The 14,167-nt window shown below is 39.7% G+C and carries 9 protein-coding genes; 2 read left to right on the top strand and 7 right to left on the bottom strand.

What is annotated here, in order from left to right; genetic code table 11:
- Positions 1 to 399: 399 nt before the first annotated feature.
- Both HMPREF1320_RS04295 and HMPREF1320_RS04290 read left to right on the top strand, forming a co-directional pair.
- Positions 400 to 2,448, top strand: a complete 2,049-nt coding sequence (locus tag HMPREF1320_RS04295; protein ID WP_034554108.1) for an HD family phosphohydrolase — start codon at positions 400 to 402, stop codon at positions 2,446 to 2,448.
- A 4-nt stretch (positions 2,449 to 2,452) separates the two neighbouring features.
- Entirely contained in the window at positions 2,453 to 6,343 is a 3,891-nt protein-coding gene (locus tag HMPREF1320_RS04290; RefSeq protein WP_034554106.1) for a response regulator, read from the top strand.
- An 80-nt stretch (positions 6,344 to 6,423) separates the two neighbouring features.
- Here HMPREF1320_RS04290 and dld read toward each other — a convergent pair whose 3' ends face one another.
- The 7 genes from dld to pruA all read right to left on the bottom strand — a co-directional run bounded on the left by dld (position 6,424) and on the right by pruA (position 14,130).
- Positions 6,424 to 8,115, bottom strand: a complete 1,692-nt coding sequence (gene dld / locus HMPREF1320_RS04285; RefSeq protein WP_009417531.1) for a D-lactate dehydrogenase — start codon at positions 8,113 to 8,115, stop codon at positions 6,424 to 6,426.
- A complete protein-coding gene (locus HMPREF1320_RS04280; protein ID WP_009411757.1) occupies positions 8,115 to 8,735 on the bottom strand; it encodes a DUF5683 domain-containing protein in 621 nt (206 codons plus the stop codon). Before HMPREF1320_RS04280 ends, dld begins: the two co-directional genes overlap by 1 nt.
- Positions 8,728 to 9,660, bottom strand: a complete 933-nt coding sequence (locus HMPREF1320_RS04275) for a ParB/RepB/Spo0J family partition protein (RefSeq protein WP_009417469.1) — start codon at positions 9,658 to 9,660, stop codon at positions 8,728 to 8,730. Before HMPREF1320_RS04275 ends, HMPREF1320_RS04280 begins: the two co-directional genes overlap by 8 nt.
- On the bottom strand, positions 9,660 to 10,430 hold the full coding sequence (locus HMPREF1320_RS04270; protein ID WP_002671062.1) for a ParA family protein: 771 nt from the start codon (positions 10,428 to 10,430) through the stop codon (positions 9,660 to 9,662). Before HMPREF1320_RS04270 ends, HMPREF1320_RS04275 begins: the two co-directional genes overlap by 1 nt.
- 11 nt (positions 10,431 to 10,441) lie before the next feature.
- Positions 10,442 to 10,594 (bottom strand): hypothetical protein, encoded by a 153-nt coding sequence (locus HMPREF1320_RS11505; protein ID WP_034554104.1) that lies wholly within the window; start codon positions 10,592 to 10,594, stop codon positions 10,442 to 10,444.
- 47 nt (positions 10,595 to 10,641) lie between these two features.
- On the bottom strand, positions 10,642 to 12,321 hold the full coding sequence (locus HMPREF1320_RS04260) for a putative transporter (RefSeq protein WP_009417499.1): 1,680 nt from the start codon (positions 12,319 to 12,321) through the stop codon (positions 10,642 to 10,644).
- A 183-nt stretch (positions 12,322 to 12,504) separates the two neighbouring features.
- Positions 12,505 to 14,130, bottom strand: coding sequence for an L-glutamate gamma-semialdehyde dehydrogenase (pruA, locus tag HMPREF1320_RS04255; protein ID WP_009417472.1), 1,626 nt, complete (start codon positions 14,128 to 14,130; stop codon positions 12,505 to 12,507).
- Between the last annotated feature and the right edge of the window lie 37 nt (positions 14,131 to 14,167).

Raw genomic sequence — 14,167 nt, 5'->3', positions numbered from 1 at the left:
CCGAATAGGAGAGTATGTGATTGGGGTGAGGATTCTCTTTCTTTCGTCTCGAAACCCTGTTTTTAACATTTTTACCCTTGTTGTATCATATTATTAATCAACCACTTATATACCCTTTCTATACCAATCGTCCAAGATTCGTATAAGCTTCCTATAAGCTCTCTATAAGCTACCCCCACCCTCCTAATAGCCTTTTTTCATCAAAAACCCTCCCTCCTCTCTTCCGAACTTCTCCGATATCTTTCGAATCTCTCAACGCTTTCCCATTTGCTAATTTAACTGCCTGTGCGGCTCGCACCTCATTTTCTCATTTTCTGGTATTATTAGCATTTTTGGTATTAAAAAATTATTTCTTATCTTTGCATTGCATTTACATCTACATTTGAGAAAGGAAAAACAATGATAACGCTCAAAAATATCAAAGCATTTATTAAAAAATCTCTTGTGTTCAAGGTTTTAGCCTTTGCTATAGCCTTAGTACTCATCTTGCAAGTATTTCCCGAAAAAGCGAAATTTAAATACGAATTTCGCAAAGGAGAGCTTTGGCAACACGAAAACCTATATGCCCCTTTTGATTTTCCCTTAAAAAAAACAGAAGAGCAAATAAAAGCCGAAAAACAACAAATAACCAACCAATCTACGGTGTATTACAAGCAAGATACTACCGCCTTTGTGAGTGCTAAGCAAAAGTTTGAACAGAAAAAGTACGCTTATTTCAAACATCTGCCCGACGATAAACGAGAACTCTTGCTTAAAAAAGCTGAGGCTTTTTTAGCGGAAAGCTATCGCAACGGAGTGATGCTTAATCAGCCTGCGTTTAGCCCTTCTGAAATCTTCATTATCAAGCATAACAATCAAATAGTAGAAGTGCCTGCCGAACGTGTGTTATATCTTCAACAGTTGGCAACAGCTGTTAAAAACTATTTCGATACCGCCCCTTATAATGAGTATCACAAAAATTACTACGACCTTTTCTTTGAAATCCTTACTCCTAATCTCGTAATCGACCAAAATTTCACTCAAAAAGCACTTACTCAAAACCTTAAAGAGATAGTCTATACGCGCGGTTGGGTAAATAAAGGGAAACTCATCATTGCCAAAGGTGAATTGGTAGAGGGCGAAAAACTGAATACTTTGTTGTCGCTCAGAGACGAGTACGAAACCCAAACGTGGAGTCAGAACAACTATAATTGGTCGCTTTTAGGTTATTACACGTTAGTAGCTATGGTATTGCTACTGATGGCGTTATACTTAAAAATATACGAAAATAAATTATATAAAAGCAACCTTAAATTGAGTGTTATCTTACTCAATATGCTCAGTATGATTCTTTTCGTAGGGCTCATTTCAAGGTATTTCCCCGATTATATCTATATTGTCCCCGTAGGAATGATGGTGCTCATTCTCAAGTCGTTTTTCGATTTGCGTACCGTCCTCTTTGTGTATATCAGTACCATACTCATCACAGGCTTTATTGTGCCCAATAGCTTCCAGTTTGTATTCATACAGATTGTGGCTGCTATGGCTATCATTCTCACCCCTAAGGGAATGCACTACCGATTGAGCAGTTTTGTATCGGCGGGACTCATCACGGCTGCCTATTTAATTATTTATATCGCTTTCCACACCATTACCGAAGGAACACTCAAAGGGCTCGATATCTCTCTACTTACCCTCTTTATCCTCAATGGTATTGGTATTCTCTTTTCACAACCCTTTACATATATCTACGAACGTACTTTTGGCTTAGTTTCCGATGTCTCTCTCTTAGAACTCTCCGATACAAATACCAAGCTCTTGCGTCAGCTTTCCGAAAAAGCTCCAGGCACCTTCCAGCACTCTATGCAAGTGGCTAATCTTGCCGAAGCTGCTGCTGCCGAGATTGGAGCTAATACCCTCTTGGTACGTGTAGGTGCCCTCTATCACGACATCGGTAAGATGGAAAACCCTATTTACTTTACCGAAAACCAAAAAACAAGTCTCAACCCTCACGACCAGCTTACTCCTGAACAAAGCGCTAAGGTGATTATCAAGCACGTAGCCGATGGAGTAGAACTCGCTCATAAAAACAAACTGCCCAAACGCATTATCGATTTTATTAAAACCCATCACGGGCGCAGTCTTACTTATTATTTCTATCGCAAAGCCTTAGACTTAAATCCCGAAGGTACTAAGGAAGAAGATTTCCGTTATCCAGGTCCTATTCCTTTCTCCAAAGAAACCGCTATTCTTATGATGGCTGATTCGGTTGAAGCAGCTACTAAGAGCCTCAAAAATCCTACCTTCGAAGCTCTCAATGAGTTTGTAGACCGTATTATCAAAAAACAATTAGACGATAATCAGTTTGCCAATTCCGATATATCTTTCAAAGAAATCGAAGCTATCAAACGCATATTTAAAAGCAAACTTACTAATATCTATCACGTACGCATCGAATACCCTGAATAACCCAATGAAGATAATAAAACTATCATCGGTGCTTGGCACTTGTATCTTACTTTTTTTTACGTGGGTAATCTACGGGCAAAACCCTACGGAATACTATTTTAAACGTATTTCCATTGAACACGGTCTCTCTCAATCGGGCGTTACCGCTATTGTACGTGACCATAAGGGAATTTTGTGGATAGGTACTCGCCAGGGTATCAATAGGGTAGACCGTAATCATATCAAAAGGTATACTGAGTCTTACATCTATCATCTTTATGAAGATACCCAGCATAACCTTTGGGCTGTAACCGATAAAGGCGTATGGCAATACGACCCTAATAAAGATACTTTTACCTCTAAAATCCAGCAACAACTCTTCTCTATTTGTGCTACTGAGCAAGGGGTTTACTTTGGTGGATATAGTGCTATCTACCACTATAACTACAAAACTAAAAATATAGGGCGCTTGCCTTTGAGGAAAGAACCTAAAACAAAAGATAAAGAATGCCTCATTACCTATCTATGTCCTGTTGATAATACAACCTTTCTTGTAGGTACTGAAAACGATGGTATTTATAAGTATTCTCTTACCTCAGAACTGTTGAGTTTGTTTATTGAAAATACAAGCCCGCTGAGTTCTTTGTATTATGATGCACAACGCAAAGAAGTGTATTATTCTATTTTTCAAAAAGGGCTTTTTCGTGCTACCCTTGCAGGTGAATTGCGCTCGCATTACGATACTCACAATACTCTTTTGTCCAATGATATTATCTTAGATATCAAGCCTTATAAAGGCAATATATGGTTAGCCACCGATGGGGGAGGAGTATCGGTTTTTAGTCCTGAGAAGAATACTTTTTACAATATTCAGCATAGTGCCGGTAATATACATTCCTTGCCGGTCAATTCCATTACAGTGCTTTATGAAGACCCTAATCATAACCTTTGGGCAGGTACAGTGCGCGATGGCGTTTTTCTCTTTAAAGAAACCTATATCAAGACTTATACCGATAGTGCGTTAGGAAGTAGCAATGGGTTAAGTGAACGCGCTGTGATAAGTTTGTTCGAAGCTCCCAATGGCATCATATGGATAGGCACCGATGGAGGAGGTATCAATGCTTTTAACCCCAAAACAGAACAATTTGTACATCATACCAATACGTATAACGATAAGGTCTCTTCTATAACCTACTTTTCACCTAATGAGTTGTTAGTCTCTCTTTATGGCAAAGGTCTTTTCATATATAATATTCTGAGTCGTTCCTACACTTCTTTCTTGCTCATCGATGAAGCTACTGACCAGCAAGAGTGTCACGCAGGCTTTACTCCCTTTGTATATCACATTGATAAAGATAAAATACTCATTACAGCTAAAAATACCTATCTGTATAATCTTCAAAACAAAGAGTTTAATAAAATTTCTTTTGCCGAAGGACTTACTCCTAAAAATGCCTTACAACTCAAAGCACAACAAGGTGATACTTTATTTCTCTCCAAAGGAAATGTACTCTACCAAATGAAGTTATCGGAAGCTAAGATAACACGTTATTTAACCCTTAAAGAGGGGTATACTATTAGTGCAGTATGCAATGATAAAGCTCATCACACCCTTTGGATTGCTACTTCCAATGGGTTGTTTAGCTATGCGATACCACAAAAGAAGCTCAGTGCAGTAGGAACCGACAATATGTTCCATCAAATTAGCTATATGCAACTCGATACTGAACAGCGTTTATGGATTAATGCTTCCAACGTGCTGTTTTCTTATCATATTCCCGATAAGAAGATAATGATTTGGGACGATTCCGATGGCTTTCTCCACAACGATGTGCTTACAGGCTATGTACAGTTGTTGCCTTCCCCTTACATCTATATGGGAGGAGTGGGTGGTTTTGTGAAGATAAATAAGAATATTCACACCGAAGAGAGTAGTACTCCTTTACTCTTTTTGCAAAATATAGAATTGAACGGCAAAATATACACCGCCGAAAACTTTCCTAAAGAGGTACCCCCTTATTTCAAAACCTTAAAGCTAAATGTAGGATTGAATGAAAAAGATATGTTTAGGCGCATACTCTTCCGTTTTAAGATTAAAAATAACGCCCAAACTTCGGTGATTGAAACCTATGACAATAGTTTAGATATCTCTTTGCTTTCAGTAGGAAAATACCAAGTAGAAGTCGCTTGTATGACTAAAAATGGCTATTGGACGAAAGATACCCCATTGCTCAACTTCGAAGTGCTTCCTGTGTGGTATCAGCGTACTTCTTTTTTGGTAGGAGTTTCTTTGCTTTTGTTGGCTATTATTGCAGGTGTAATGTGGGGTTATCTGCGTCGTAAAAAACAACAACTCAAATGGCAAATAGCTTTGCATCAGCAGGAACTTAATGAAGATAAAATACAATTCCTCACCAATGTAAGTCACGAATTGCGCACGCCTCTTACCCTCATTTATGCACCGTTAAAGCGTCTGCTAAATCATACCGAGAGTGGTAAACTCACGCGTTCACAGAAAACCCAGTTAGAGAGTGCTTTCCGTCAAGCTACTACTATGAAGAATATTATCAATTGGGTATTAGACTACAACCGTAATACTTCATTAGAAAATACACTCACCAAAGCCTATACTGATTTGAATCACCTTATCACCGATAGTGCTAAAGATTTTGAACAAGAATTTGAAACAAAGCATATAAGTTTAGAACTACACCTCGATAAAAATCTACCCCCTGTAGAGTTAGATAGTGCCAAAATAAGGGTAGTCCTATCTAACCTACTAATGAATGCAGTAAAGTTTAGTAATGAGTATTCTACTATACACATTCGCAGTAGTTATAACGAACAAAAAGTGCGTTTTCAAGTAGAAAATACCGGTATAGGATTACATAATATCGATATGGATAAGCTCTTTACTCGCTTTGAACAAGGAAAACACAACCAGCGAGGTAGTGGTATAGGGTTGGCTTATTGTAAAGAATTAGTAGAGAAACATCTCGGTACTATTGGGGCTTATCAAGATGAAGAAGAGCAAACGGTTTTTTATGTAGAATTACCTTACTCTCATAGCACTGAGGGCGTCCTTCACAAGTTTGAAGGTGAAGAAGAACAAACTGAAGCACCAGAGAAGATAGCAGTAACTATGGATATCTCTATGTATTCTGTACTCTTAGTAGATGATAATCCTGATTTTTTAAACTATCTTTATGATGAACTTCGTCCGTTGTTTAAAAGCGTTTTAAAAGCAGTAAATGGTGAGGAGGCTTTGTTGTTATTAAAAACGCACCAGCCCGATATTATCATCAGCGATGTGATGATGCCTGTAATGAATGGTTATCAGTTGTGTAAAGAGGTGAAAGAGCATTTGCAAATCAGTCATATTCCCGTAATATTACTCACGGCTAAAAGTGATACCGAAAGTCAAAAGATAGGCTATAAATTAGGTGCCGATGCTTATCTCTCTAAACCTTTTGATATAGATCTTTTGCTTTCAGTAATAAGTAATTTGCTCAAACAAAAAGAGCTCATCAAGCAACGTTATGAAAAAGAATTATTGATTCCTTCACCTGCACTTACTACTATCAGCAATGCTGACGAAGTGTTTATGATAAAACTTAATGAAATTATCAAAAAACACTATAGTAATATCGACTTAGATGTAACAATGATTTCTGAAGCAATGGCAATGAGTCGTGCTTCGGTGTATAATAAAATGAAACAAATTACAGGCATTGGTATCAGTGAATATATCAATAAGTATCGTATAGAAGTAGCTTGCCAGCTCTTAAAACAAACAGAAAAATCAGTTACTGATATAGCTTTTGAAGTAGGATTTAATTCTTCTAAGTATTTTAGTACGGTTTTTAAACAAGCTACTAAAATAACGCCACGTGATTATAGAGAAGGTATGAAATGATAAAGAAAAACAAAAAAGAGAGGCTACCTCAAAACTTTTTGAGGTAGCCTCTCTAAATAAATATGTAATACTATGAGTTTCTATTTCCAATCTTTTTTCTTAGAGGTCTTACCGATACCTGGGTTAAAGCTATTGGTAGGGTCAAGAGAGTTGTAAAAGTTCTTAAGGTCGTCGTTAGCGTGATATAAATGTCCTACATTGTGTTCTGCAGGATATTGTGCGCCACGAGTGTCTAATATTTTGAGCATCTCTTCTTCTATTTCCTCACAGTTGTAACCTTTCTTAATCACGTAATCTTGATGGAATACGTGGCACATAAAGTGACCATAGTATAATTTGTAAAGTATCTTAGCGTCGAGTTCAGGAGGAAGCTTTTCAAACCAATCTTCATCATTGCGACGCAAAGCGATGTCTAAAGCGACGATATCTTCTACCTCGTCCTCGTGTACGGAACGATAGCGAATAGCTGCTGAAGCCACTGCAAAGCGCAAGAGCATTGCTGCTTGTGCAAGTTTGGCATCACACTCTATATAAGCTCCTTTAGTGCTATCGGCAAATTCTTTTTGCAAATAAGCTCTAGCTTCGTCTACCCCTTTGCCTCCCATTTTTAAAATGAGATGGTGCTCGTATTGGTTGCGGTAATCCCACAATATTTTGGGGAGGTGTTGAGGCATTAGTTTAGAGGTGAATTGCAAGAATTTTTCACTGAAATGGTTGGGCATAAAAGGTAGTTTTTTGGCTACGCGGTCGCCCCACGCTTTGAGAGAAAAGAGCTTGGGTAAGTATTCGGTACCTACATTTTTGATATACCAAAAAGTATCTTTACCGTATTTAGCAGCGATATCAAAGGCGGTACGGTGAATATACTCGCCAGAGATAGGAATTTCTTCGAAAGTACCGAGCATATCACGGCGCAATTTGGTAAGTACCGCTGTATTGTTAGTACCTATATAGAATACAGCTGTTTTTTTCTCGGCAGGGAAAGTATCCACGCGTACGGCAAAAACTCCTAAACGACCTGCACTACCTGATGCTTCGTATAAGCGAGCTGGGTCGGCATTGAAGCGAGCAGGCGTATTGGCATTAATCTCACGTACGTGGTTACAATAGTCGTGATCGTGTCCTTTCTTATCAGAAGTGTGAATATCCTTTGCTTGGTATCTACCCTCTTGCAGATTGGTAAGTATTTCCTTAGGAGTATTTCCTAAATCAATACCTAAGTGATTAATGAGTTCTAATTTACCGTTGGCATTGCGTTGGGCATAGAGAGCCATTTCAGTATAAGCAGGACCACGTTGTACTAAAGAACCGCCAGAGTTGTTACACACGCCTCCAATTACTGAAGCCCCAATGCAAGAGGAGCCTATTACTGAATGAGGTTCGCGGTTATAGGGTTTTAACTCTTGTTCCAAGTGGTTGAGTGTTGCTCCTGTAAGACATATAGCTTGCTTAGCATCAAGTATAAGCTGAATGTTGTCATTACGCATCGTGTTGATGATTACTACATCGCGGTCGTAATCGTTACCAAAAGGATTAGATCCTCCCGTGATACCTGTATTGGCAGCTTGTGAAATTACAATCACATCAGCTGCTACACAAGCTTCGAGTACTTGCCACTGTTCCCACAAAGTAGCGGGACGCACCACAGCAATTGCATTTCCGGTACCAAAACGATACCCAGTGCGGTAACGTTCAGTTTTTGAAGGGTCAGTAATAACGTACTTTGCACCAACAATGTGGCGCAAGGTTTCTAATAGATTTTGTGTGGTCATTATTTCTTGGATTTATAGTTGAGTGTCAAGCCAAATTGGGGCTGTGTGAGGAAATCGTGTTGAATGAAAGGTTCCACTGTGAGGCGTTCATCTACATTGAATTGTTTGAGATGTGCATCGACATTCGCCTCGATGATATTCAGCGCATATAAGCCTATCCCTATAAGAATAGAAAGCTCTTTATTACGACGATAGAACTGTATGCCTCGTCTCAATCCATCGGTACTGAGACGCGGTTGTCCACTGGGGGTAGTGCCATAAAATTCATCATCGGTAAATCCTTGTTGACGACGTTTGTAGGCAGTGAGGTAACGATCGTATTCCTTAGAGTTTTGTATGTAGAAGTATATTGGGGTACCGATAGCAATATACACCAAAGGAACTTTCCAATAGCTCTTGTTGTATATCTGACCTAAACCTGGGATAACCGCTGAATAGAAGGCGGCTTTAGCAGGCGAAAGAGGGTCGGTATTCCAAGGGACTTTTTTCATATTGTCTTGCATAACAGCTATCTGCACAGAGTCTGAGGGTGTTTTTACCACTTCCTCTGTATCGTCTTGTGCATACGAAATACCCACTCCCATAAGTAGGGCTATTATCAAAACAATCTTTCTACTCATCCTTTTTGTGTAATAAACTTTGAATACGTTTGAAATCTTCCTCTGAACTAAAAGGAATGGTAAGGCTACCTTTGCCGTTCTTGCTCATCTTTACAGTAACTTTAGTACCAAAAAAATGATTAAAACTACTCATATTTTCTTTGATATAAGTAGGTACTTCAGTTTTACTATTGCTTTTAGGGATTTGAATACTTACCACATTAGGTGTTTCGGAGTTTTGCAAGCGGCGCACTAACTCTTCGGTATCACGCACTGATAGGTTATCGGAAATGATACGCTGGTATACTTCTGCTTGTTGTTCAGGGTTTTCTATGGCGATTATTGCACGACCGTGCCCCATAGAAATGAATCCGTCGCGTATGCCTGTTTGAATGATAGGAGCGAGTTTGAGCAAACGCAAATAGTTTGTAATGGTAGAACGTTTCTTGCCCACACGTTTGCTCATTTGGTCTTGAGTGAGATTCACCTGCTCGATGAGCTGTTGGTAAGAAAGAGCAATCTCTATGGGGTCTAAATCTTGACGCTGAATATTCTCTACCAAAGCCATTGTGAGTGACTCGTTGTCATCGGCAATGCGAATATAGGCAGGAATGGTTTTCAGTCCAGCTAATTTAGAAGCTCTGAAACGGCGTTCGCCCGAAATGAGTTGATATTTGTTTTCTCCGTCGAGTTTGCGTACAGTGATAGGTTGCACTACCCCTAATTCCTCAATAGAGGAAGCGAGCCCTTGTAGCTCTTCTTCATTAAAAGAAGTACGAGGCTGAAAAGGATTTGTTTCTATTAGGTCGAGTTCAAGTTCTATGATATTTCCTACAATCTTATCGGCATTTTTATCTTTGATAGAATTAATAGCCACTTCGGGACTATTGCCAAAAATAGCTGAAATACCTCTCCCCAAGGCAGGTTTTTTAGCAGGTTTTGTCATTATACTGTTTTGTTTTTATCTATAATCTCTTGAGCTAAGTTGATGTGATTGGTAGCCCCTTTGCTGGTAGCATCGTAGTTGATGATAGTTTCACCAAAACTAGGTGCTTCACTAAGGCGCACATTACGCTGGATAATGGTTTTGAATACCATATCGCTGAAGTGTTTTTGTACCTCTTCCACCACTTGGTTAGACAAACGTAAGCGCGCATCGTACATAGTGAGTAATAAGCCTTCGATATCCAAATTGGGATTGAAGGTTTTTTGTACACTCTTGATAGTATTAAGAAGTTTACCCAACCCTTCCAAAGCGAAATACTCACACTGGATAGGTATAATCACCGAGTTAGCTGCTGTAAGAGCATTCAGGGTGATAAGTCCCAACGAGGGTGCACAGTCTATCAAAATGTAATCGTACTGGTCTTTGATAGGCTCTAAGGCTTTTTTGAGCATATATTCTCGTTGTTCTTTGTCTACGAGCTCAATCTCAATAGCCACTAAGTTGATGTGAGCAGCAATAAGGTCGAGATTAGGAGAGCTGGTGTGAACAATCATATCTTTAGCCTCCATAGTGTGTTCCAAAAGCTCGTAAGTACCGTGCTCAATAGAATCTACATCAATACCTATGCCAGAAGTAGCATTTGCCTGCGGGTCGGCATCGATGAGTAATACTTTTTTCTCCAATACGCCCAATGCGGCGGCTAAGTTCACGGAAGTAGTGGTTTTACCTACTCCTCCTTTTTGGTTTGCAATAGCTATTATTTTACCCATAGATTTATATTTTAAAAGTTAAACGGAAGCCCTTGTTTGGCTACTTCAGCCAAGATAGCTTCATTTTTATCGGTAGCACTCTTAATGGATTTGTTTAAGGTAACTATCCAAAAGTCCTTGATTTCTTGGAGTTTGCCCACCATATCCATCATATTTTCAAACATAATATTTTATTCTTTCAGAGGGCAAAAGTACAACTTTTTTTGAAACGTCACACAAAAAATACAATCAATAATTGTGCTACCATTATTCGCAAGAATGTAGTAAGTGGATATACACTTGCATAAGTGAGTGCGGGAATCTCGGAGTTTGACATATCATTAGCAAAAGCCAAAGCTGGCGGGTCGGTTGAAGCTCCAGAGAGTAATCCGCAGATACCCAAATAATCTAATTTTCCTCTAAAACGAGCTACTAAAGAGGTGATAATAAGTGGTATAAGAGTAATGAGCGCTCCTAAACACATCCAGTACAAGCCTTGTCCATGCAAGATAGTTTCTATAAAAGTAGCTCCTGCGTCTAAGCCCACACTGGCAAGGAAGAGCACAATACCTATCTCTCGTACCATCAGGTTGGCACTTTGCGATACGTAGTGAGTTACTGAGAATTTACCTCCATAACGGCTGATGAGAATGGCAACAATCAGAGGGCCTCCCGCTAACCCTAATTTTACAGGTACAGGTATGCCAGGGATAGCAAACGGAATGCTTCCTAATAATACACCAAGAGTAATACCCATAAAGAGCTCGGCTATGTGAGGGGTTTGCATACGTCGTTTAGAATTACCGAACTCTTTGCTTACGAGTTGTATGTGCGATTCATCGCCTATTACAGTAATGGTATCACCAAACTGTAATTTTGTATCGGCAGCGGGCACGAACTCAATACCTGCGCGATATACACGAGTGATGGTTACTCCAAAACGTTTGCGAACATCGAGCTCTGCAAGAGTTTTGGTAAAAATAGCACGTTGGGTAACGTTGATACGGCGTGAAGTATAGCGCATATCTTTTACATCAGGAAAATAATCCAAAATAGAAACGCTGTCACCTATTAGGGTCAAAAACTTCTCATTTTCTTTTTGGTTAGCTACTATCAGTACGATATCGCCTTCTTCTATCAGTGTGTCGGCACTAGCTAATATAATCTCTCCTTTTCTACACATACGTGAGATGGTAAAGTCGAAATCAAGAGTTTGTTTGATAACGCTCAATTTTTTACCAAAGAGGGCAGGATTGCTTACTTTTATCGCGAATCGATTGATCACTACTTGGTCTTTAGAGTGACGTACAGAATTTAAACGTTTTTCAACATCTAAATTCACTTTTAAGAAGGCTTTGAGCCCTAACATTACCAAGATAATACCTAACACCCCGAAAGGATAAGCAACAGCGTAGGCGGTAGAGAGGTTCGGCATTGTAGCTGGGTCGCCTTTAAATACATCTTCTAAAGTAGCTTGAGCAGCTCCTAACCCTGGGGTATTGGTTACGGCACCTGACATTATACCTACCAAGGTACCCATATCGGTCTGGGTGATGTAGTGGATAGCAATTACAGTAAGTACACAACTCACAATAGAGAGCACTGCCAAGAGATTGAATTTGATGCCTTCTTTTTGGAAGGAGGCAAAAAAGCCAGGGCCTACTTGTAGTCCGATGGTGTAGACGAACAGAATCAATCCGAACTCTTTTACAAAATGTTGAATATGGGGGTTTACAGTGAATCCTAATTCGGCCATAGCGATACCTGCGAAAAGTACCCAAGCAATACCAAATGAGATGCCAAATATTTTAATTTTTCCTAAAGCAACTCCTACTGCGATGACCACGCTATACACTATCACAGTGTAAGCCACACTCTCGTGGTTAGTCATCAAGTTCCAAAGCCATTCCATTTAATGTCTAATGATTAATGTTTAGTGTTTAATGATTAATTAAGCCCCCGAACCCCCGAAGGAGGACAATCCACAAATACAAGTGTTTGTAAGGGAACTGTTTTTATATAGATTTAAGAGAAACTTTGCCAAAAGTGCGAGCCGCACGGGCAGAGGACTTTGGCAAAGTTAAAATTTTATTTATTATCCTAAGAATGGATAACGATAGTCTACTGGTGGTACAAAAGTTTCTTTGATAAGGCGTGGCGATACCCAGCGCAATAGGTTTTGGGCAGACCCAGCTTTGTCGTTAGTACCTGAGGCGCGTGCACCACCGAAAGGTTGTTGCCCCACTACGGCTCCTGTAGGTTTATCGTTGATATAGAAATTACCTGCTGCGTTTTCGAGTACTTTTACTGCTTCTTCTAACGCATAACGACAAGTACCAAATACAGCTCCTGTGAGTGCATAAACTGAAGTTTCATCAACAAGTTTCAAGGTTTCTTCCCATTTAGAGTCATCATATACATACACAGTTACTATAGGTCCGAAAAGTTCGGTTTCCATAGTGGTGTAATGTGGATTGGTGGTTACAATCACGGTAGGTTCTATAAAGTATCCTTTGCTTTTATCATATCCACCACCTACAAATATCTCGGCATCTTTGTCTTTTTTAGCTTGGTCGATATATTTAGCTAATTTATCGAAAGAATGTTCGTGAATTACCGCAGTGATGAAGTTCTCAAAGTTTTCAGGAGAACCCATTTTGAAAGAGAGTACATCTTTTTTTACCAATTTCAGCGTTTCGTCAGCCTTCGATTTAGGTAAGTACACGCGAGAAGCAGCACTACATTTTTGTCCTTGATATTCAAAAGCTCCACGAGTAATAGCCGTAGCTACTTGTTTGGGGCAAGCACTTGGGTGGGCGATGATAAAGTCTTTACCACCTGTTTCACCTACAATTTTAGGATAAGAGCGATAGAGGTGAATATTGTTACCTATCTTTTTCCAAATATCTTGAAATACTTCGGTAGAGCCTGTAAAATGAATACCTGCGAAATGAGGGCTTGCTAAAACAGTATCGGTAATCATAGCTGCATCGCCGTGCAATACGTTGATAACACCATCGGGTAAACCTGCTTTTTTGAGGACTTCTACTATCATTTCAGCGGAAAATATTTGTGAAGTACTAGGCTTCCAAATGACTACATTTCCCATAAGGGCAGCGCTGGTAGGGAGGTTGCCTGAGATAGCGGTGAAGTTAAAAGGTGTAACAGCATATACAAAACCTTCCAACGGACGGTATTCTACACGATTCCATACGCCTTCGGAAGAGTTAGGTTGGTCGTTATAGATATTAGCCATAAACTGCACATTGAAGCGCAAGAAGTCTATCAGCTCGCAAGCAGAATCTATTTCGGCTTGGTGTACTGTTTTAGACTGCGCTATCATAGTAGCAGCGTTCATTTTAGCACGATAAGGACCTGCAATGAGGTCGGCAGCTTTTAAAAAGATAGCAGCGCGTTCTTCCCACGCAAGGTTAGCCCACTGAGTACGCGCCTTTAGCGCTGCTTCGATGGCTTGTTGCACGTGTTCTTTGCTCGCTTTGTGGTAAACACCCAATGAGTGCTTATGGTCGTGAGGGGAATGCATTTCACCTGTCTGACCTGTACGTACGGCTTCACCTCCAATATAGAGAGGGGCATCTACTTTAGTATTCCACAATTCTTTATAGGCTTGTAGTACAGCCTCACGCTCAGTACTTCCTGGCGCATAACTTTTTACGGGTTCGTTGGTAGCTTTAGGAACCTTAAAAAATCCTTTTCCCATAGTATAGTTGTTTTTAGTTGTTGATACAATTCGAAAA

This window comes from Capnocytophaga sp. oral taxon 335 str. F0486 (assembly GCF_000277665.1).
Taxonomy (GTDB): Bacteria; Bacteroidota; Bacteroidia; order Flavobacteriales; family Flavobacteriaceae; genus Capnocytophaga; species Capnocytophaga ochracea.
The sequence above is the reverse complement of the archived record's forward strand: the minus strand, read 5'-3'. Positions and strand labels throughout refer to the sequence as shown.